At 36.0% G+C, this 20,400-nt stretch carries 21 protein-coding genes; 16 read left to right on the forward strand and 5 right to left on the reverse strand.

Annotation, left to right across the window (positions count from 1 at the left end; genetic code table 11):
• Positions 1-116: 116 nt before the first annotated feature.
• Positions 117-719 carry a 30S ribosomal protein S4 gene (rpsD, locus tag M948_RS33440; RefSeq protein WP_021290840.1) on the reverse strand — a complete coding sequence of 201 codons (603 nt, stop codon included), beginning with the start codon at positions 717-719 and terminating at the stop codon, positions 117-119.
• A gap of 326 nt (positions 720-1,045) precedes the next feature.
• Between rpsD and M948_RS33445 the strand changes: the two genes are divergently transcribed.
• Entirely contained in the window at positions 1,046-2,836 is a 1,791-nt protein-coding gene (locus M948_RS33445; protein ID WP_081674742.1) for a sensor domain-containing diguanylate cyclase, read from the forward strand.
• Between the two features lie 127 nt (positions 2,837-2,963).
• On the opposite strand, the gene M948_RS33450 is transcribed toward M948_RS33445, so the two are convergent.
• Positions 2,964-3,446 carry a GAF domain-containing protein gene (locus M948_RS33450; RefSeq protein ID WP_021290842.1) on the reverse strand — a complete coding sequence of 161 codons (483 nt, stop codon included), beginning with the start codon at positions 3,444-3,446 and terminating at the stop codon, positions 2,964-2,966.
• A gap of 110 nt (positions 3,447-3,556) precedes the next feature.
• Here M948_RS33450 and refZ point away from each other — a divergent pair, with 110 nt between their 5' ends.
• The 6 genes from refZ (at position 3,557) to M948_RS33480 (ending at position 10,557) form a co-directional block, all read left to right on the forward strand.
• Positions 3,557-4,195, forward strand: coding sequence for a forespore capture DNA-binding protein RefZ (gene refZ / locus M948_RS33455; protein ID WP_021290843.1), 639 nt, complete (start codon positions 3,557-3,559; stop codon positions 4,193-4,195).
• A 150-nt stretch (positions 4,196-4,345) separates the two neighbouring features.
• Positions 4,346-6,046 carry a septation ring formation regulator EzrA gene (gene ezrA, locus M948_RS33460; protein ID WP_021290845.1) on the forward strand — a complete coding sequence of 567 codons (1,701 nt, stop codon included), beginning with the start codon at positions 4,346-4,348 and terminating at the stop codon, positions 6,044-6,046.
• Between the two features lie 94 nt (positions 6,047-6,140).
• Complete coding sequence (locus M948_RS33465; RefSeq protein ID WP_021290846.1) at positions 6,141-7,280, forward strand: cysteine desulfurase family protein; 1,140 nt, start codon at positions 6,141-6,143, stop codon at positions 7,278-7,280.
• 7 nt (positions 7,281-7,287) lie between these two features.
• A complete protein-coding gene (gene thiI, locus M948_RS33470; RefSeq protein WP_021290847.1) occupies positions 7,288-8,487 on the forward strand; it encodes a tRNA uracil 4-sulfurtransferase ThiI in 1,200 nt (399 codons plus the stop codon).
• Between the two features lie 95 nt (positions 8,488-8,582).
• The gene (locus M948_RS33475) at positions 8,583-8,783 is read left to right on the forward strand and encodes an alpha/beta-type small acid-soluble spore protein (RefSeq protein ID WP_021290848.1); all 201 of its coding nucleotides are present in this window, start codon (positions 8,583-8,585) and stop codon (positions 8,781-8,783) included.
• 166 nt (positions 8,784-8,949) lie between these two features.
• Complete coding sequence (locus M948_RS33480; protein ID WP_021290849.1) at positions 8,950-10,557, forward strand: amidohydrolase; 1,608 nt, start codon at positions 8,950-8,952, stop codon at positions 10,555-10,557.
• 54 nt (positions 10,558-10,611) lie between these two features.
• On the opposite strand, the gene M948_RS33485 is transcribed toward M948_RS33480, so the two are convergent.
• Entirely contained in the window at positions 10,612-11,412 is an 801-nt protein-coding gene (locus M948_RS33485) for an NAD kinase (protein ID WP_021290850.1), read from the reverse strand.
• 187 nt (positions 11,413-11,599) lie between these two features.
• Here M948_RS33485 and M948_RS42560 point away from each other — a divergent pair, with 187 nt between their 5' ends.
• The 6 genes from M948_RS42560 (at position 11,600) to M948_RS33515 (ending at position 16,284) form a co-directional block, all read left to right on the forward strand.
• The gene (locus M948_RS42560) at positions 11,600-12,178 is read left to right on the forward strand and encodes a DUF2953 domain-containing protein (RefSeq protein ID WP_021290851.1); all 579 of its coding nucleotides are present in this window, start codon (positions 11,600-11,602) and stop codon (positions 12,176-12,178) included.
• A 19-nt stretch (positions 12,179-12,197) separates the two neighbouring features.
• The gene (gene ytfJ, locus M948_RS33495) at positions 12,198-12,656 is read left to right on the forward strand and encodes a GerW family sporulation protein (protein ID WP_021290852.1); all 459 of its coding nucleotides are present in this window, start codon (positions 12,198-12,200) and stop codon (positions 12,654-12,656) included.
• A 152-nt stretch (positions 12,657-12,808) separates the two neighbouring features.
• Entirely contained in the window at positions 12,809-13,309 is a 501-nt protein-coding gene (tpx, locus tag M948_RS33500) for a thiol peroxidase (RefSeq protein ID WP_021290853.1), read from the forward strand.
• A 218-nt stretch (positions 13,310-13,527) separates the two neighbouring features.
• The gene (locus tag M948_RS33505; protein WP_021290854.1) at positions 13,528-14,532 is read left to right on the forward strand and encodes a class I SAM-dependent methyltransferase; all 1,005 of its coding nucleotides are present in this window, start codon (positions 13,528-13,530) and stop codon (positions 14,530-14,532) included.
• Positions 14,525-15,715, forward strand: coding sequence for an acetate kinase (locus tag M948_RS33510; RefSeq protein WP_021290855.1), 1,191 nt, complete (start codon positions 14,525-14,527; stop codon positions 15,713-15,715). Before M948_RS33505 ends, M948_RS33510 begins: the two co-directional genes overlap by 8 nt.
• Before the next feature lie 86 nt (positions 15,716-15,801).
• Positions 15,802-16,284: a molybdopterin-binding protein gene (locus tag M948_RS33515; protein WP_021290856.1), complete on the forward strand. Its 483-nt coding sequence runs from the start codon at positions 15,802-15,804 to the stop codon at positions 16,282-16,284.
• A gap of 44 nt (positions 16,285-16,328) precedes the next feature.
• On the opposite strand, the gene M948_RS33520 is transcribed toward M948_RS33515, so the two are convergent.
• The gene (locus tag M948_RS33520) at positions 16,329-16,763 is read right to left on the reverse strand and encodes a universal stress protein (protein ID WP_041203170.1); all 435 of its coding nucleotides are present in this window, start codon (positions 16,761-16,763) and stop codon (positions 16,329-16,331) included.
• Between the two features lie 125 nt (positions 16,764-16,888).
• Between M948_RS33520 and M948_RS43470 the strand changes: the two genes are divergently transcribed.
• Together M948_RS43470 and ald are read left to right on the forward strand one after the other, a co-directional pair.
• The gene (locus M948_RS43470; RefSeq protein WP_021290858.1) at positions 16,889-17,050 is read left to right on the forward strand and encodes a hypothetical protein; all 162 of its coding nucleotides are present in this window, start codon (positions 16,889-16,891) and stop codon (positions 17,048-17,050) included.
• A 144-nt stretch (positions 17,051-17,194) separates the two neighbouring features.
• Complete coding sequence (ald, locus tag M948_RS33525) at positions 17,195-18,313, forward strand: alanine dehydrogenase (protein WP_021290859.1); 1,119 nt, start codon at positions 17,195-17,197, stop codon at positions 18,311-18,313.
• A 43-nt stretch (positions 18,314-18,356) separates the two neighbouring features.
• Here the strand turns inward: ald and M948_RS33530 are convergent, their stop codons facing one another.
• Positions 18,357-19,454 carry a M24 family metallopeptidase gene (locus M948_RS33530; RefSeq protein ID WP_021290860.1) on the reverse strand — a complete coding sequence of 366 codons (1,098 nt, stop codon included), beginning with the start codon at positions 19,452-19,454 and terminating at the stop codon, positions 18,357-18,359.
• A 205-nt stretch (positions 19,455-19,659) separates the two neighbouring features.
• Between M948_RS33530 and M948_RS33535 the strand changes: the two genes are divergently transcribed.
• Entirely contained in the window at positions 19,660-20,340 is a 681-nt protein-coding gene (locus M948_RS33535; protein ID WP_021290861.1) for a metal-dependent hydrolase, read from the forward strand.
• Positions 20,341-20,400: the final 60 nt, after the last annotated feature.

A 20,400-nucleotide genomic window follows, 5' to 3' on the forward strand; every position in this document is an offset into this window, starting at 1 on the left:
GGTGCGTTGATAAACGTCCAATTCGCCCTATCCGAGATCTTAAATTAAAGCTTAAGTCAGAAAAAACCCCAACAGCCTTTAGGAAAAGGGGTTGGGGTTTAACTGCTAACTGCTTTTTAGCGAGAGTAGTACTCAACAATAAGCGCTTCGTTAATTTCAGCTGGAAGCTCTTCACGCTCTGCATAGCGAGTGAACGTGCCTTCTAGTTTATCTGCATCAAATGATAAATATTCAGGAACGAAGTTACTCACTTCGATTGCTTCTTTAATGATATCAAGATTCTTTGATTTTTCACGTAAGCTGATAACTTGACCTGGTTTTACCAAATAAGATGGAATATCAACGCGACCACCATCAACAGTAATATGTCCGTGGTTCACTAGTTGACGAGCTTGTCTACGTGTACGAGCAAACCCTAAACGGTAAACGAGGTTATCTAGGCGAGAATCAAGTAGTAACATGAAGTTTTCACCATGGATACCTTTCATTTTGCCAGCTTTGTCAAACAATGTACGGAATTGGCGCTCATTTAAACCATATGTGAAGCGAAGTTTTTGCTTCTCTTGTAGTTGTAAGCCATATTCCGAAATTTTCTTACGTTGATTTGGTCCATGTTGACCAGGAGCGTAAGGACGCTTATCTAATTCCTTACCAGTTCCAGTTAATGAAATGCCAAGACGACGTGATTTTTTCCATACTGATCCAGTATAACGAGCCATAAGACATTTCCTCCTTTTTATTTTATTTTGCATAAAATAAAAGGCCGTGTTCCATTACGCTTGACCATGTTGTCTTCATGTACCATCGCTCCAGCAGCTAAGAGTTACGCGATACACCTCAATAGAGAGGAACAACATGAAATTGCAAACGTCGGTTCACTAAGGCTACTTTATTATTTTACACAAAGAATAGTATATAATTTTTATTGGTGTGAGTCAACCTTTCTATAAAAAAAGTATTCGACAAAGTTCTTAATAGGCACAAAGAACTATTTGGTATATAATGGATATGTAATTTGAACTAATTAATTCATGAGAATAGGTGAATGATGATGAATTCACAAGTTGTAAAGAGAGAATTACAGCAGTACTATTTTGATGTAATAACTAATTGGGACTGCCGATCCTATGAGGAATTCGTATCCCTCATAGCCATTCAAATAAATCGGCTTCCATGTATTCAATTAACCGGTATGTATAAGTGGATGAAAGAGTCTTCTACATATCACTTAATTTCAACGGATTTAGTTAGTAAGGAGTTGTTGGAAGAAGGGTTAAATAGCAAAGATATTTCTAAGGATCTGTTTTGCTTTTATTCATACGAAAAGGATTATTACTTAAATGTAACTTCTGGGCTGCTTTTATATGTGAGGTTTTCTGATATAAATTCTATTTCCATTTTGCAAACAATTCAATCAGAGACAAGGAAAGTGTTAAAGCTAGCCCAGCAAATGATGAGCAACCAGGATATCTACCCATTCTTATATGAATTTTCCATAAGCGTCTTTACAATGACACATAAATCAGAAATATTAAAGGAAGTATACCGGACCATTCAAACATTCTATCCAGACAATGTAATCCAATTTTTATTATCTCATGATACAGAGCTCGATGACGATATTCCCATTCAAACAATCGCTTATACAGATGATGAAACAAAGAGCTACAGTTCCAAGGCATTTGTAACCGGGGGAGTCCAATTGGAGAATGTTGATAAGGATAGTAGAAAGATATACGCACCTCTTACTGGAAAACAAGGAGTCTATGGTGTCATCCAACTACTTTTGAAAGATAGTCCAGGTATGTTGCTAGAGCGGCAAATATCCTGTATTACGCATATTGCGCATACTGCTGGTATGGCTATTGAAAATGTGAGTTTACTTGAAACTTCTAATCATTTAATTTCCGATTTAAAACTAATTAACGATGTCACACATAAGGTGAATTCAAATTTAGATTTGACTGATATTACAGAATCGGTCCGAGATAAGATTGAAGAGGTTTGCCAAGCTTCTGAGATAGGGTTTATTTTTAGACATAGTGAAAATAGAGTAGATATACTATCAGCAAGTACAAGTTATTTTAAATCAAAAAACAGCGAAGCGTTTACTGCATTTTTATTTAAGGAAATAGATTATCCAGTATTTAAAGGTGATTATGATGAATATCCGCATTTACCATATCGATCTCTTATGGTAATCCCCATGCGTCAAGAGTATGAAGTGTATGGTTTTGTTGTAATCATGCATGAATCACCCTATTATTTCACATTTGAAGTATATAAGTTATTACAATCGCTTATCCAGCATTGTTCATTAGCCCTGTCTAATGCCATTTTAAAGGAAGAATTACAAAGAGCAGTTATTACGGATTATCTTACCAATCTATATTCACGCAATCATTTAGAAGAAGTTATTATCAAGGAAATGAAAGTGGCTGAGAAGGGATCGCTGATCTTATTTGATATTGATGATTTTAAAAAGATAAATGATGAACATGGCCATCCTATTGGTGATGAAGTGTTAAAACAAGTTGCTAATATTATCATTGATTATTCAAAACAAGCATTTGTTCCATCTAGATGGGGAGGGGAGGAGTTAGCGATTTATGCACCAAATACATCGATTAATGAAGCTGTTCAAATAGCGGATAAAATATGCGGAAAAGTGAAGACTTCTACATCACCTTCTGTTACACTTTCCTGCGGGGTCTCTTTCTGGACAAGAACGATAAATGATTCAGTCAGTGAATTGTTTATTCGAGCAGATAAAGCACTTTATGAAGCGAAAAATACAGGGAAAAACAGTGTGGTGAAAAATGTAAAACTTAAATAGCTTGGTATATATACATCTATACATCGTTTTCTTTTGATGAATCTAAAGCCGATACCAAAAAAAGCTGTCGAAATTGACTCGACAGCTCAGGTGGCAGTATAATACACTATCTTTTACTCTAAATAACTTAGGATAAATACCCTTGCAACGTATCAATAAATTTCTCTAAGTATTCTTGATCTGTCTCATCAAATCGATTTGTTACAGGGCTGTCAATATCAAGAACCCCATAAATCGTACCGTTGATGATAACAGGTACAACAATTTCTGATTTAGTAGCACTATCGCAAGCGATATGTCCTGGGAATTGATGGACATCTGAGATCCGTTGGGTAGCTTTTTCTTGAATTGCAGTACCACATACACCTTTTCCATAACCGATTCGAATGCAAGCTGGTAGGCCTTGAAAAGGTCCAAGAACAAGTTCGTCCTCTTTCCATAGATAAAATCCAACCCAATTCGTCTCCTCTAGAAATTGATTCAATAATGCGGAAGCATTTGATAGGATTGCAATAGGATCTTTTTCGTCTTCACTTAATGCTTGTAATTGACGAATTAATAAACCATAATCTTTTACTTTATCTCCTGAATACATACTGGCCTGGAACATATACACTTTCCTTTCTATTTGTTTTTTCGACATTCATAATTATATTGTCGAGCGAAAATTGCAGGATAAATCCTCTCACTGTCGTATTTGAGATGTAAGGAGTGAATCTTATGAAAAATAATCTCTCAAAACAGAAAGTAATCGAAGCTGCATCGTCATTATTCTTTCAAAAAGGGTTTCACGGCACTTCTGTACGTGATATAGCAGATAAAGCAAATGTTAATGTTTCGCTTATTAGCTACTATTTTAGAGGTAAACAAGGTCTTTTAGAATTCGCTGTTACGAACTATTACGAAAATTACCTAAATACCCTGGAAACGGCCCTTGAAGAACATAAAGATTTAAATGCACTAGATCAATTAAAGGAATTAATTTTCATCATTATACAGTACAAGCAAGACAATCATCAATTCTCGTGTTTTATACATAGAGAACTTTCGTTAGACTCCGTATTTGTTCGGGAAATGGCTGTTACGTATTTAGCCAAAGAAAATCATTTTATAAGTAAAGCTTTTTTTGAGGTTGTAAACAAGCGAGCAACTTCAATTAATGATCGGAATTATTTATTGATGCAATTAAAAGGGATGCTTGTAACACCGTATATGATGCATAATGAATGGAAGGATCATATTATTGGTGAATCTTCCCATCAATTATTTGTTCAAAACTACACAAAAACAATCCATCAATGGTTGGATTTTCTTGTGGAACAACAAAGAGAAATAGTAAATGAAGTTTTCTGTAAATAAAAAATATGCGAATCCGCAATTTATTTGTATTTTTTTAGCAAAAATGGCGGTAAACATGGTATTATTATAATTAGATTACTATTTGCGACGGTTATTATTGTAAATTGTAAACGTCCATCCTCTTATAGGAATTTAGTTGGGAGGCATTATATGGCATACATCATAGGCGGTATACTTGTAGTCATTACACTAATCATTATTGGACTTATTTTACGTAAAAGAGTATATGATGTTGTCGATCGTTATGAAGCCTGGAAAATGGATATTATGGGTCGAAACATCAATTCTGAGCTCTCCCGTATCAAGATACTGAACTTATCTGGTGAGACACAGGATAAGTTTGAAGCATGGAAAGAACGATGGGAGCATATAGTCACAAAAGAGTTAACGGATATTGAGGAACTTCTCTTTGATGCAGAAGAATCTGCTGATCGTTATCGCTTTACAAAAGCTAAAAAAGTATTAGCTGATGTAGAACGTATCCTACAATCAATAGAAGTGGAAATTGAGGACATTTTAAAAGAAGTTGAAGAGTTACTTCATTCTGAAGAATCAAGTCGAAAAGAAGTTGAGCATGTAGAACCAACGATTAAATCATTACGTAAGCAATTATCCCAAAATAGATATCAATTTGGGAAAGCAGACATGTTTTTTGAAGGTAAGCTCGATGAATTGGCAGAACAACTATCCCAATATTATGCATTAATAGCGGATGGAAATTATTTAGAAGCAAAAAAGTTAGTAGATCAATTAAGAGCTTCACTAGACGCGGTAGAAGTGCAGCTCGATGAATTTCCAAGGCTCTATCAAAAGAGTAAGCAAGAGTTACCTTCCCAACTAGATGAACTTCATGGCGGATTAAAAGAAATGAAAGAAGAAGGTTATCGAGTTGATCACTTAGCTTTTGAAAAAGAAATAAAAGGTTATCAAGATAGGCTACTACATATCGTGAGCGATTTAGAAACAGGAGACTTTACCGATGCTGAACTGGTTATTGAGGAGGTAGATGCACGAATAAAAGAAATGTATCAACTGCTTGAAAAAGAGGCAATTGCTAAAAATTATGTTGATACAAAAGTTCCATCCTATCAAACTACATTAGAAGAGATGAATAACACGTTTATTGATACGAAACATGATGTAGAACAATTGAAAAAAGCGTATTACTTTGAAGATGAAGATATGGAAAAATACCTGTCATTGGAAAAATCAATTACTAAGTTAAATGGGCAGCTTGAAGAGCTCTTATCGGATATGGAACATGATAATACACCTCATACAAAGCTTAGAGATGAAATTGAAGAAGGCTTTCAGCAAATTGAACTACTAAAAGAAAAACATGAAGCGTTTAAAAAACGAATTAATAACTTACGCAAAGATGAACTGGAAGCAAAAGAAAAATTGACAGAAATGCGCAATCAGTTATATCATATCCAGCGTAAACTTAAAAAGAGCAATGTTCCAGGTATTCCTAATTTTATTTGGAACCTAATCGAAACGGCTAGCCATAAAAACCAGCGGGTATTAAAAACGTTGGAGAGTCAGCCCTTAGATATGACTGAAGTGCAGCAAGCATTAAATGACGCTAAAAATGCAGTAGAATATGCAATGGAACAAACCGATCTCATGTTAGAACAAGCTTATTTAACGGAACAAGTCATCCAATATGCGAATAGGTATCGTAGTCAATATCCAATGTTAGCAGCAAAATTAGCTGAATCGGAGCGGCTATTTAGAAATTATGAATATGAGCTATCGCTAGAACATGCAGCAAAAGCTGTGGAAGAAATTGAACCTGGTGCATTAAAGCGAATTGAGGCTTACCAAGAAGGTGAAGTAACGCTTAATTGAATAAAAATACGTAGAAAAAAGGATATTATTTAATATCCTTTTTTCTAAGCGTAAAGGAACACATGTGTTTTGCTAAGATAGGAGTTAACTAGTTATGATATATTTAGATAATAGTGCAACAACCAAACCTGCCCCTTCTGTTTTAAAAAGTTTTGAACAAGTGTCCACTGCTTTTTTTGCAAACCCATCATCGATTCATCCGATGGGTGGTGAAGCTGAGAAATTACTTATTCAGGCTAAACGTCAAGCAGCCGATCTTTTACAAGTGGAACCGAATGAAATTGTGTTTACCTCTGGTGGTACGGAAGGAAATAATATTGCAATAAAAGGGATTGCATTGGAACATCAAAATAGAGGGAAGCATATTATAACGACCGACATTGAACATCCGTCGGTGTATAATGCCTGCGAGAGCCTTAAGAAACTGGGGTTTGAGATAACTTATTTACCAGTAAATCAATCCGGTGTCATTGATATCGTGGACCTTAAAAATGCGATTAGAGAAGATACGATTTTAATCAGTATCATGCATGTTAATAATGAAATGGGATCTATTCAGCCTATCCATGAGATAGGTAAGATTGCTAACCAATATCCGAAATTATTTTTCCATGTAGATCACGTCCAAGGCTTTGGTAAAATCCCTCTAGATCTTGCAGACAGCGGTATTGATCTTTGCACGATTTCCGGACATAAAATACATGGACTAAAGGGAACAGGGATTTTATATGTGAAGCAACGTACAACACTTTTTCCGTTATTTCATGGGGGAGAACAAGAACAAGCGATTCGATCCGGGACAGAGAATTTAGCTGGTGCAGTATCAATAGTGAAAGCCATTCGATTAATGAAGGAAAAAGAAAAGAAGGATCAACTTCATTTGTATGAGTTACAGCAATATTTGGTTAGAGAGTTAGAAAGTATAAAGGAAGTAAAGCTGAATTCTCCAAAAGAAGCTGCACCGCATATTATTAACTTCTCCATTCCTGGTATAAAACCGGAGGTAATCATTCATATGTTGAGTGATGAAGATATTTTTATTTCAACGAAGTCAGCTTGTTCCTCAAAGAAAACAGATGAAAGTAAAATCCTTGCTGCATGTGGCTTGTCAGAAGATCGAACCACTTCTGCTTTACGAGTGAGTATGAGTTATGAAAATAATAAAGAAGAATTAAAGAGGTTTATTAACGTATTACGTGAAAAAATTCGCCAATTTAAAGAAGTTATGGAGTAGATAAAAAATGCAATATGATCATATATTAATTCGCTATGGTGAGATGGCCTTAAAAGGAAAAAACATTAAGCAGTTTATTATTCGTTTGCAAGAGAATATTCAAGATAAACTAAGGGATTTCTCCAATATTAAGGTGAAACGTACACAAGGAAGAATGTTTATTTTATTAAATGGCCATGATCCGGAACCAATAATCAATAAATGTAAAAACATATTTGGTATACAAAGCTTGAGTTTAGCAATAAAAGTGAAAAATGATCCGGAAAAGATAAAAGAAGGTTCGTTATACGCGTTGAAAAAAGGGAAGAATGTAAAAACATTTAAAGTATCTGTAAAACGGATTAATAAAGATTTTCCCATCCCTTCACAAGAAATGAATCAAGTCTTGGGAAAACATTTGCTAACGAATACGGAAGGAATTTCGGTTGATGTACATGAACCCGACTTAGAAATTAAAGTTGAAATAAGACTGGAAGCGGCTTATATTACTTCTAGTGTTGTTCAAGGACTGGGAGGACTTCCGGTAGGTACATCTGGAAAGTCTCTATTATTGCTTTCAGGCGGAATTGATAGTCCAGTTGCCGGGTATCTTGCAATGAAGCGAGGTGTACACATTGAAGCCATACATTTTCATTCTCCACCATTTACAAGTGAACGTGCAAAACAAAAAGTTCTTGATTTAGCACAGCAATTAACGAAATACGGTAAGTCCATTAATGTCCATATTGTACCATTTACAAAATTACAACAGGAAATATTCCGAGAGATGCCTAATGAGTATGCCATGACGATTATGCGGCGAATGATGATGCGTATTAGTGAAAGAGTTTGTCATAGTCAAGAAATCCTTTCCATGACAACTGGTGAAAATCTTGGACAGGTTGCTAGTCAAACGATGGAGAGTATGAATACCATCAATGAAGTCACCAATTATCCAATTATTCGTCCGTTAATCGCAATGGATAAAACAGAAATTATTAAAATTTCACGTGAGATAGGTACGTATGAGACTTCTATCCTTCCATATGAAGATTGTTGTACTATTTTTGTACCAAAATCTCCGAAAACAAAACCGAAACGTGAAAAGGCAAATCTGTTTGAAGCAAGAACGGATTTTACCGACTCCCTTGAAGAAGCCGTGAATGGGATTGAAACCATAAAAATCACTGCTAAAACAAATCAATGTGCGTATGAAGATTTATTTTAATTTCTTTAAAAAGATTGTCAGGAACTACCAATTAAAAAAATGAATGTTTTCCACCCTTTGTACACATTCTATAAGTACCAAGGAGGTGAGTTAACATGGCAACTAACAATTCTTCAAACCAATTAGTAGTACCTGGTGTTCAACAAGCACTAGATCAAATGAAATACGAGATTGCTCAAGAATTTGGTGTTCAACTTGGACCAGATTCAACTTCTCGTTCCAACGGTTCTGTTGGTGGTGAAATCACTAAACGTCTTGTTCAAATGGCTGAACAACAATTTGGTGGTACCAAATAATTATAATAAAATAGTGAAATGGCTTTAGAGCTATCCGTTACACGGGTAGCTCTTTTACTATCTATATAATAAGAAGTTAGTTTGCATCAATACTTGATTCTGTGAAAATAAAAAAGTACAGTTAGGTTATGTTGGAGATGAAGCATCCATAGAAAGGGAGAGTACGATGGGAAAATTATGGTTCGGTGGTCCGATCTATACCATGGAGCAAGAGGACATTGTGGTAGATGCAGTATTTACCCAAAGAAATAAAATTATAGCGATTGGTACTTACGAGTATTTATATCACACGTATTATAATGAGATAGAAGAAGCTATTCATTTACAGGGGAAAACTATGCTTCCGGGGTTTATTGATAGTCATTTACATATTGTTTGGCACGGAGAGAAATTATTGCGCTTGGATCTTTCAGCTATGCAATCAGCAGATGAAGTATTAGAGGCATTATCTAATCGTTCTGTTCATCTTTCTAAAGGTGAATGGTTAGTTGGGGAAGGATGGAATGAGAATCACTGGGAAGAACCATTGATTATTCATAAGTCGGCGTTAGATGAAATTATTCCAGATAATCCAGTAATGTTGTCTCGAGTTTGTAGGCATGCTGTGTTAGCAAATAGTAAAGCAATGGAGCTGGCAAAAATTGATTATCCTAACAACACGGAAGATCCACAGGGGGGAGTTATTATACGTGATAATTCAGGGGAAACAACCGGATATTTCTTAGATACAGCACAGGAATTGATTAAGCAAGCAATGCCATCCGTTTCACAAGCATATTTGGAACAGGTTATTTCGATTGCGATTAGTGATCTAACTGCAAAAGGTTTAGTAGGGGGGCACAGTGAAGATCTTAATTATTTTGGAGGCTTTGAGAAAACGTATCGGGCATTTACAAATGCAATAAATGAAGAGAATAAATTCAAAGCACATTTATTAGTACATCATGAAGTTATGCAGGATGCGATTCAGGCAGGTTTAGGCGAGTTAAGTAGTGAGCAATATGTAGAATTAGGTGCAATTAAGATCTTTTCAGATGGCGCTTTAGGTGGAAGGACTGCTTGGTTAACGAATGATTACTCTGATGACAAAGGTAATTGTGGCTTTAATATTCATAGTACGGCAGAATTAGAAAGAATTGTTCAAGATGCTAGGAAGTATCGTTTACCAGTAGCGGTTCATGCAATTGGAGATCAAGCCATTTTGGAAGTAGCATCGATATTAAAGAAATATCCGCTGCCAAATAAATGGAGAGATCGGATTATCCATGGGCAAATTTTAAATCCACAATCTTTACAACTATTAAAGGAGCTTCCAGCGATTATTGATATACAACCCTCTTTTGTTGCTTCTGATTTCCCTTGGGTCATTGATCGTCTTGGAGAAAAAAGATTAGATCTTTCTTATGCATGGAAAACCATGTTAGCAAATGGCATACACTGTGCTGGCGGGTCAGATGCACCAATAGAAGAGGTTAATCCACTCTATGGAATAGAAGCGGCAGTACTAAGGAAATCATCATATGATGGTAAAAGGTACTTAACAAAAGAGGCATTATCTATATTTGAAGCTGTTCAGCTATATACGACAGGAAGCGCTTATGCCATTAACCAAGAGGATACAAGGGGGCTTATTGCAGAAGGATACGCAGCTGATTTTACGATTATTGACCAAGATATATTTCATGTTAATCCGCATGATATTCATCGTATTGGGGTTGAAATGACAGTAATAGATGGAGAAATTGTGTACGTTAAAAACCCATCTTCAACATAAAGGAAGATGGGTTTTTCTGTTTTTTTAAGGATTGCGTTCTCCGCCCTCGCAGCTCTATAAAAATGTACGCTTCACTCTATCCCAATAAGAATTGTTTTTTAATTTTACTGTTTTAATGACTTTATCACTTAAAGTAACGGTGACATCTTTAATATTACGAATAGAATAGGCTTCATTATCTAAGCCAATAATAGGGTAATCATTTCCATCTTGCTGCACAGATAATTGTAATTTACGATCATTGTGAAGCACGAAGGAAGAACCTAAAGTACGATAACGATTATTATTAATGGAAGCTAATTCAGAAACTTGAAAACAAGGGATACGTGGGTCGATGACGGCTCCATTGGTCGATTTATTATAGCCAGTACTGCCGGTAGGAGTTGCGACGATTAACCCATCTCCACGAAATGTTTCAAAATGAATATCATCAATAAAGACATCCATAACAATTGATTTAATGATGGTAGATCTTACACTAATTTCATTTAAACAGTAGAAGTTGGTTTCTCCATTAACATCCGCATGAATAACAGGAAAACGTCTAACTTCCATCTCCTCATGTAGAATGGTATCTAACATTTCATCAAAATTATCCAAATTAAAATCACAATATAACCCGGATTCGCCAGACCGAGTTATGCCTGTATACAGGCAATCTTGCCGAAATCCAGTCTTACGTACTGCTTGTAGAAATGCACCATCTCCACCAATACTTACAATAATATTGGCATTATCGGAATCGCTTACAATTGTAAAACCATTAGACTCTGCTAATTGATACAATGCGTCTAACTTGTTTTTTAGACCATCACTATTTAAATAGTAGAAAAAAATATTCTTACGATCTGACATAATCTTGTTGTCACCCTCCTATTAATATGTAACCACTTATGTTCTTCATATAGATAAGTGTAAATATGAAGCTTATCCCCATTCTATCATGTTTGTAAATCATTATCCTAATAAAGTTAATTTTTTTGAGTAAAACAGGAAATTTGAGGAAAAATAGGAACAGATATGAAATCGAGGTGACAAGACGATGTGGGATTGGTTTATATTCATTTTCTGCTTGGTTTTATTCGTTTCTTTTGTACTTCTATCTAAACTTTTCATTCGTATACAAGCATCTTATATTGAGAAACATGGTTCTATTACTATTTATGTGTATTGGTTTTCGATTCGACTGTTTAAAAAAGATATTCTCTTAGAAGATAAAGAAGAGGATAATAAATCTCACTTTAAAGACCTGCCAACGAATCTACATGAACTAATTGGACTTATTCAAGAAAGTAATCGATTATTAACCATCGTATTTCGATCGCTCGTATTACATCAGTTGCGTTGGCATACGAAAGGTGGAGCAGGTGATGCTTCTCTTACAGGAATGGCATCGGGCGGGGTTTGGACAATGAAAGGGATATTATCAGGTTGGATTCTTGAAAAAAGTAAAGGTTCATGTAAACCGGATTTACAAGTTATCCCTCTTTTTCAGCAAATCTATTTTAAAACGGAATTTTCTTGTATGGTTTCGATTCGAATAGCACAAGCTATAAACGCATGTACTCAGGTAATGCGGGAAATTGCTGTTAAAAGACATACTGTAAAACAAGAGCAATAGTATAAAGGAGTTGACTAATATGGAAGAACATCCAATTCAAGGGTTGATGACGACCGCAATGGAAAATTTAAAAGATATGGTAGAAGTGAACACGATTATCGGTGATCCAGTACAATCCCCTGATGGGAGTGTTATCATCCCTGTCTCAAAAGTAGGATTTGGCTTTGCTGCTGGAGGTAGCGAATTTAACTCATCAAGTAATCAATCCCAAGACGATTCAGAGGCTACGCTTCCATTTGGTGGAGGAAGTGGGGGGGGAGTATCCATTACACCAGTTGCCTTTTTAATTGTAAGTGAAAAAGGAATAAAAATGGTTCATTTAGATCACCATGCTCATATTTATGAAAAAATGCTGGACTTCGCGCCACAGGTTGTAGAAAAGGTACAGCAAATCATTAAGGATTCAGGAAATAAACAACAACCGAAGAAACAAGAACACAAGAAACAAAAAGATATTTCTACACAGTATGATATATAAGATTCCTATCCATTACTTACATGTTCTTTGAAAGCGCTAGCCATTTTGTTCACAAATTTTTCCCTAAATCGAAGGCGTAAATTATTGGACATGCATCTTTATTCACTTCATAATGATAGAGGAATACAATTATTTTAGGAGGAATGATTCATATGGCAAATGTTACATTCCAACATGATCCTGTTACGCTTGTAGGTAATGAAGTGAAAGTAGGAGACGAAGCACCTGCTTTCAAAGTACTTTCAAATGATTTAGAAGAAGTTACCTTAGATGATTATCAAGGCAAGGTAAAGTTAATAAGTGTTGTTCCTTCCATTGATACAGGTGTATGTGCTGATCAAACAAAACGGTTTAATGAAGAAGCCGACAAAATTGGAAATGTAAAAGTTTTAACGGTGAGCATGGATTTACCTTTTGCCCAAAAGCGCTGGGTAAATAAGCATGATATTAATAAACTTGATACATTATCCGATCATCGGGATGCCAACTTTGGCAAGAATTATGGTGTATTGATAGAGGAACTTCGCCTATTGGCACGATCTATTTTTGTCGTTGATTCGAACAATAAGGTTACTTATGTTGAGTATGTCAGTGAAGTAAGTAACCATCCAGATTATGATGCTGCACTGGAAGCTGCTGGACAAGCAGAATAACATGAGCGGAATCTCTCTCATAAAGTTGAGAGGGATTTTTACTGTCATCGCCTGTTCACATATATTTGCATTACTTTGTACATAGACCTTATTCATTTGGTACAATAGAAACGCTCTTTATGTAAGTGTGCTCAAAGAGAATTCTTACGTAAACTATTACTTATGAATAGAATACTTTTTGACCAACCTTTTAAAGGGGCCGAATGGAGGAATCTATTATGGAGAAGACGAATGTAGAAACACTATACGAGTGGTTGGATCAAACAACTGAACTTATTCAACATCATGTTAATGAGCCTTATCTGGAAAGCTTAAGTTATACAATGGAAATCGTATTTTCGCAAGAAGTACCAGTTGACATAGATGAAAGTTTATCTACGAAGTTAAAACAAGCATTAGATGAATTAACCATTGATGCGTACTCATCAGAAGAAAAAAGAAAGGCCAACCAACTTGCTATTATAAAAGGAATGACTGGTTCTACCCAGCAACAGCATTTAATGACACCTGAAACGGTTTCATTAATGATTGGTTATTTAGCGGGAAAATTACTGAGTGACAAAACGGATCCTGTTCGTGTTTTTGATCCAGCAGGTGGGACAGGAAATCTAATTACTGCCGTTTTAAATCAACTAGTCCAAGAAAAAGAGGCCTTTGCTAGCGAGGTAGATTCAACCTTAATCCAATTGGCAGTATGGAATGCAAATTTACAAAAAATTAATATTGAATTCTTTCATCAGGATAGTTTACGTCCATTCTTATTGGATCCAGTTGATTTGGTGGTTGCAGACTTACCTGTTGGTTATTACCCGGATGATTTACGAGCAAATGAATTTAAGTTAAAAGCAAATGAAGGCCATTCCTATGCACATCATTTATTTATTGAACAAAGTTTGAATTATACAATTGCTGGTGGATATCTTCTATTTGTTGTTCCAGAGTTTTTATTCGATAGTGATCAATCCGATCAATTACAACAATTTATCCATGAGCATGCACATATGGTTGGTGTTTTAAGACTGCCAGATACTGCCTTTAAATCAGAGAAGCATCAAAAAAGTATACTCATTCTACAGAAAAAAGGTCATCATACCCATTCTCCAAAACAACCGTTATTGGTAAAGATGCCATCTTTTACGAATACGAATGCAATGGGGGATATATTAGGACAGATAAATAATTGGTTCCAAACGTATAAGAAGGAGTTGAGCAGCAATGAGTAATGTATTGGCAATTAATGCCGGTAGTTCATCTTTGAAATTCCAATTAATACAAATGCCAGAAGAACATGTTTTAGCAAAAGGGCTAGTGGAACGAATTGGCCTTAATGAGGCTGTTTTTACGATGGATGTTCAAGGTGAGAAAGATAAATTCGTTGGGGATATTCCAAACCATGAAGTAGCTGTGAAGAAATTATTAGAAGGTTTAAAAGAATCTGGTGTCATTGCTTCCCTTGACGAAGTAGACGCTGTAGGGCACCGTGTGGTTCATGGAGGAGAGCATTTCAGTGATTCCGTTTTAATCACTGATGATGTGATAAAGACAATTGAACAAGTATCTGAGTTGGCACCATTGCATAATCCAGCCAATCTTACAGGTATCCATGCATTTAGAGAGATTTTACCTAATGTACCAATGGTTGCAGTCTTTGACACAGCTTTTCATCAAACGATGCCTGAATCATCTTATCTATATAGTCTCCCTTACGAGTATTATAAGGAGTATGGCATTCGTAAATATGGTTTTCACGGGACTTCTCATAAATACGTGTCACAAAGGGCTGCAGATTTAATGGGTGTGCCTTTAGAGAACTTACGATTGATTTCTTGTCATTTAGGTAATGGAGCAAGTATTGCAGCAATCCAAGGCGGCAAATCAATTGATACATCAATGGGCTTTACACCATTAGCAGGTGTTACAATGGGGACACGATCAGGTAATATTGATCCTGCGCTAATTCCTTATATTATGGAAAAAACCGGAAAAACGGCTGAAGAAGTGGTTCATGTACTGAATAAAGAAAGTGGTATGTTAGCATTGTCTGGATTCTCGAGTGATTTACGTGATATTGAGCAAGCTGCAGATGAAAATGAACGTGCTGAATTGGCGCTAGAGGTTTTCGCTGGGAGAATTCATAAATATCTAGGGTCTTATGCTACTAAAATGTCTGGGGTAGATGCTATTATCTTTACTGCTGGTGTTGGTGAGAATAGTGATACGATAAGAGAGAGAGTATTACATGGATTAGAGTTTATGGGGGTTTATTGGGATCCTGCATTGAATAAAGTGCGTGGAAAAGAACAATTTATTAATTACCCACACTCTCCTGTGAAAGTTATTGTCATTCCAACAAATGAAGAAGTTGTTATTGCAAGAGACACGATTCGATTTTCACAAATTGGTTAATAATAAGGTTTTGGTATGGTTTATCCATAGCAAAACCTTTTTTTAAATATAGAATGTTTTAGAAATGGATGGGAGGTATAGATAAAATGGAAGAAGACCAGCTGCCAGTAAATTTCATGATTATCACAATTAGTAACACGCACACATTAGAAACAGATATGAATGGTGGGATAATCCAATCATGCTTAAAAGAGAATGGATATACAAATATAATTCGCGATATTATCGAAGAAGATCAAACATCCATCCATTCCGCATTAAAGCGTAGTTCAATAAACCCTGTTATAGATATCATCATCCTTAACGACGGGTATCAATGTTCAGATAGATTGATGAATTCCCATTTTATTGAGGAGTTTTTTGATTATCCAATTGTTGGATACGGTAATTTATTTCAAGACATGCAATTGTTAGAACCGTATGTTCATATGAAGCCAGTAGCAGGTGTCAAACATCAAACAGCCATTTTTATGCTGCCTGGCTCCGTTGAAACAATGAGACATACCATGAATTATTTAATCATCCCGAGTCTTAAAAAAATTGTCAGTCATTATGTGATAGGCGCATAGCAGTTGTTTTAACAGGAAAACAACTGAAATTTGACCATTAGAGGTTATCGTACTACCAATACATCACAAGAGGCATATCTTGTAATATTCTCAGAGACACTTCCGATCAAAAAGCGTTCCACAGCATTCATTCCTGTTGCACCACAGATTATCAAGTCTGCATGAAAATCATTGGCTATATCCTTCGCAATTTTAACCTTTGGAGAACCATATTCGATACATCGAATTAAATCATTGACGCCAGCTGATTTGGCATTCTCCACATAGCTATCAAGTAACTCTTTTGCATATTCATCGGCTCTGTCAGCTAAGGATCGATCATATGCTTCCGCTGTTGCAAACGTCCTAGAGTCTACAACATGTGCAAGAATAAGCCGAGCATGATTTCGTTTTGCAATATCAAGGGATTTAACAAAAGCCTTTTCAGAAGCCTCTGACCCATCAACTGCTACAACAATATTTTTATATTCCACAATTATCTCTCCTTTCTTATTAGTTATATACCCGAAAATAACCAGATACAATCAGGATTTTCCATTTTTGCTAAAATAATTTGAGTAAATCTTACAAAGTTACGGACACACTATTAATGGGGGTGATCAGCTTGTCAAAGGAAAAGCGTGATAATCAGCCACAGAACATCTTTGAAGACGAAAAAGGTGTAGCAGCTGTCCAAAACCAACTGAATGAAAGTTACCAAAGCGGTGTAATTGAACAAAGGCATAACAATAAGGGGATTTATACGTTTAATAACCGTAAGAATTAGTAGTTGAAATAACCCGCCTTGTTGTTGATGAGGTGGGTTATTTCCCCCCCTTCTCTTTTCCTTTTATAAAATATTTGGTACTGTAAATTATACATAATTAGATAATTAGCAATTAACTGATAATATGAATTGGAGGTAAATAGTATGAGAATTGGTGTTCCGAAAGAAATTAAAAACAATGAAAACAGGGTAGCTATGGCCCCGTCTGGTGTATTGACATTAAAAAATGCTGGACATGAAATTTATATTGAAACAGGAGCAGGCATCGGATCTGGTTTTACAGATAATCAGTATCAGGATGCTGGTGCAATTATTGTTGCTACAGCAAAAGAAGCCTGGCAACAAGAAATGGTTATGAAAGTCAAAGAACCCTTACCAGAAGAATATGATTATTTCTATGAAGGGCTTATTTTGTTTACTTATTTACACCTAGCTGCGGAGCAAAGTCTTACGAAGGCGTTAATAAATAATAAGGTAACCGGGATTGCCTATGAAACGGTACAATTGCCAAATCACTCTCTACCGTTATTAACTCCTATGAGTGAAGTTGCTGGAAGAATGGCTTCGCAAATTGGTGCGCAATTTCTTGAAAAAACCAAAGGCGGTAAAGGTATTCTTTTAAGTGGTATTCCTGGTGTGAAACGTGGGAAAGTAACCGTTATTGGTGGTGGAGTAGTAGGAACAAATGCGGCAAAAATTGCGGTAGGGCTAGGTGCAGATGTTACAATTATTGACTTGAACCCGGAACGCCTTCGTCAGCTCGACGACATATTTGGATCATCGATTAATACAATGATGTCAAATCCTTTGAATATCCGTTTAGCATTAGCTGAATCTGATTTAGTTATAGGTGCAGTACTCATTCCAGGCGCTAAAGCACCAAAATTAGTTAGTGAAGAGATGGTAAAAGCAATGTCACCTGGATCTGTGATTGTAGATGTAGCTATTGACCAAGGTGGCATATTTGAAACAAGTGATCATGTTACGACGCATGATCATCCGACCTATACGAAGCATGAGGTTTTACATTATTCAGTTGCTAATATGCCTGGGGCAGTACCACGAACTTCAACCATTGGTTTAACAAATGTTACCGTTCCCTATGCCATGCAATTAGCCAATAAAGGATATCAGGGTGCGTGCAAAGCCAATGAAGCATTATTAAAAGGAATTAATACATTAAATGGGTATGTTACTTATGAAGCAGTAGCTGTATCTCACGGATTAGAATTTGCTGACCCGCATACATTGCTTCATCTTTAATCCTATTAAAAAGCTATCGAGTGAAAACCTCGATAGCTTTTGCTTAGTCTATAATTTGTAAGTCTTTTGGTGATTTAGTTAATACTTCTGGTCCTTGCTCGGTCATATAAATCATATCTTCAATTCGAACACCAGCCACTCCTGGAACATAAATTCCTGGTTCAATCGTATAACACATGCCAGCTTTTAAAGGGAGATCATTATTACCATGCATTGAAGGGTATTCATGTGTTTCAATTCCTAAGCCATGACCAATTCGATGCGTGAAATAGTCACCATATCCTGCATCAGCGATATGATTTCTTGCAATTTGATCTAACTGTCCTGTAGCTACCCCGATTTTTGAGGCGTCAATTGCTTTTTGTTCTGCTTGTAGTACTGTATTATATATGGTTTTTTGTTCCTCTGTTAAGGATTTGAATGCAACGGTTCTTGAAATATCAGAACAGTACCCTTCATAAACGACACCTAGGTCAAACAGAACTATATCTCCAGAATTAATTTTCTTCATGGAGGGAGTTCCATGTGGAGAAGCTGTTTTTGCTCCTGATAAAGTCATGGTTGAGAAGGACATTTCTTGAATGCCTTGTTTTTTCAATTCATATTCGATATTAGCAATTACTTCTAATTCAGTTACACCTTCTCTAATTGATTGAATACCTGTTTTGATCCCGAAATCAGCAAGGTCTGCAGCGGTTTTCAATCGTTCATATTCTTGCTTACTCTTGATAACGCGTAAGTTGGCTAGTAATTCCTCTCCGTCTATAACAGTAGTATTGGAAAAGAATTTTTGTAATGTTTGATATCGATCCAACGTTAAATGGCTATTTTCAACCCCGATTGTCTGGGGAAGTTTCTTATTGTGATGCAGTGTTTGATAGAATTTTTCCCAGGGATTTTCATGATCTTGATACGTAATTAGTTCGTATTGCCAGCCTGCTGCTTTTGCATCTTCCTCTTCCATCGCTGGGATAATTAATACGGGGTCGAAATTATTGCTGATATACACTGCTACTAATCTTTCGTGTGGATCGGTATAATAATTTGTCATATAATATACATTTGCTTGTGATGTAACAAACATGCTATCAATGTTATTACTTTTCATGTTTTTTAATAATGCTTCAACTCTTTCTGCCATTCTAACACCCTCTTTTACCATGTAATGTTTTTTATTATAACAAATTTCGGGTATAGAAATAAAATGGAGAGTTTGTATTCAATCATTTTAATGACCATGAAGGTTGCATTTGTAAGAGAAGGTTAATTAAAAATAGAAATGGGTACATTCAAAAGTAAAGCTAATTTGTTATAATAGGAAATAAATTTAAAAGGAGAGGATAATCGTGAAATTATCTTATCATGGACATGCAGTAGTAATGATAGAAACGGACTCCCATCAAATTCTTATTGATCCATTCATCTCAGGGAATGAAGCTTGCGATTTAGATGCGCAGACGGTTGAACCGGATGTTATCCTTCTTACACACGGTCATAATGACCATGTAGGAGATACGATTGATATTGCCAAGCGAACGAACGCTTTAATTGTAGCGCCTAACGAACTAGCAGATTATATGAGTGGTAGAGGATTAAATGCACATCCTATGCACATTGGCGGGAAACATCAATTTGATTTTGGAACGGTTAAATTAACACAAGCTTTTCATGGATCCGCGTATACAGAAGAAAATGGTTCCTCTATTTATACTGGTATGCCAGCAGGAATTTTACTTACTGTGGAAGGAAAAACGATTTATCATGTTGGAGACACAGGATTATTCTCTGACCTTAAGTTAATAGGGGAAATGAATGACATTGATATTGCTTTTGTACCGATTGGTGATAATTTCACAATGGGGCCAGAAGATGCTCTCATCGCTTCGAAATGGATTAACGCAAAGGTTGTTGTTCCGATACATTATAATACGTTCCCATTAATTGAACAGGACGGCGAAGCGTTTGCCAAGCAAGTTAATCCTGGTAAAGGACAAGTAATGGCCATCGGTGAACCCATGCAAGTGTAACGACCTATATATCGTTTGTATTTGATAAAGAAACTCTCCTTCATTAGCGTGGGTGAAAGG

The sequence above is a fragment of the Virgibacillus sp. CM-4 genome (assembly GCF_000445495.1).
GTDB classification, from domain to species: Bacteria; Bacillota; Bacilli; order Bacillales; family Amphibacillaceae; genus Virgibacillus; species Virgibacillus salexigens.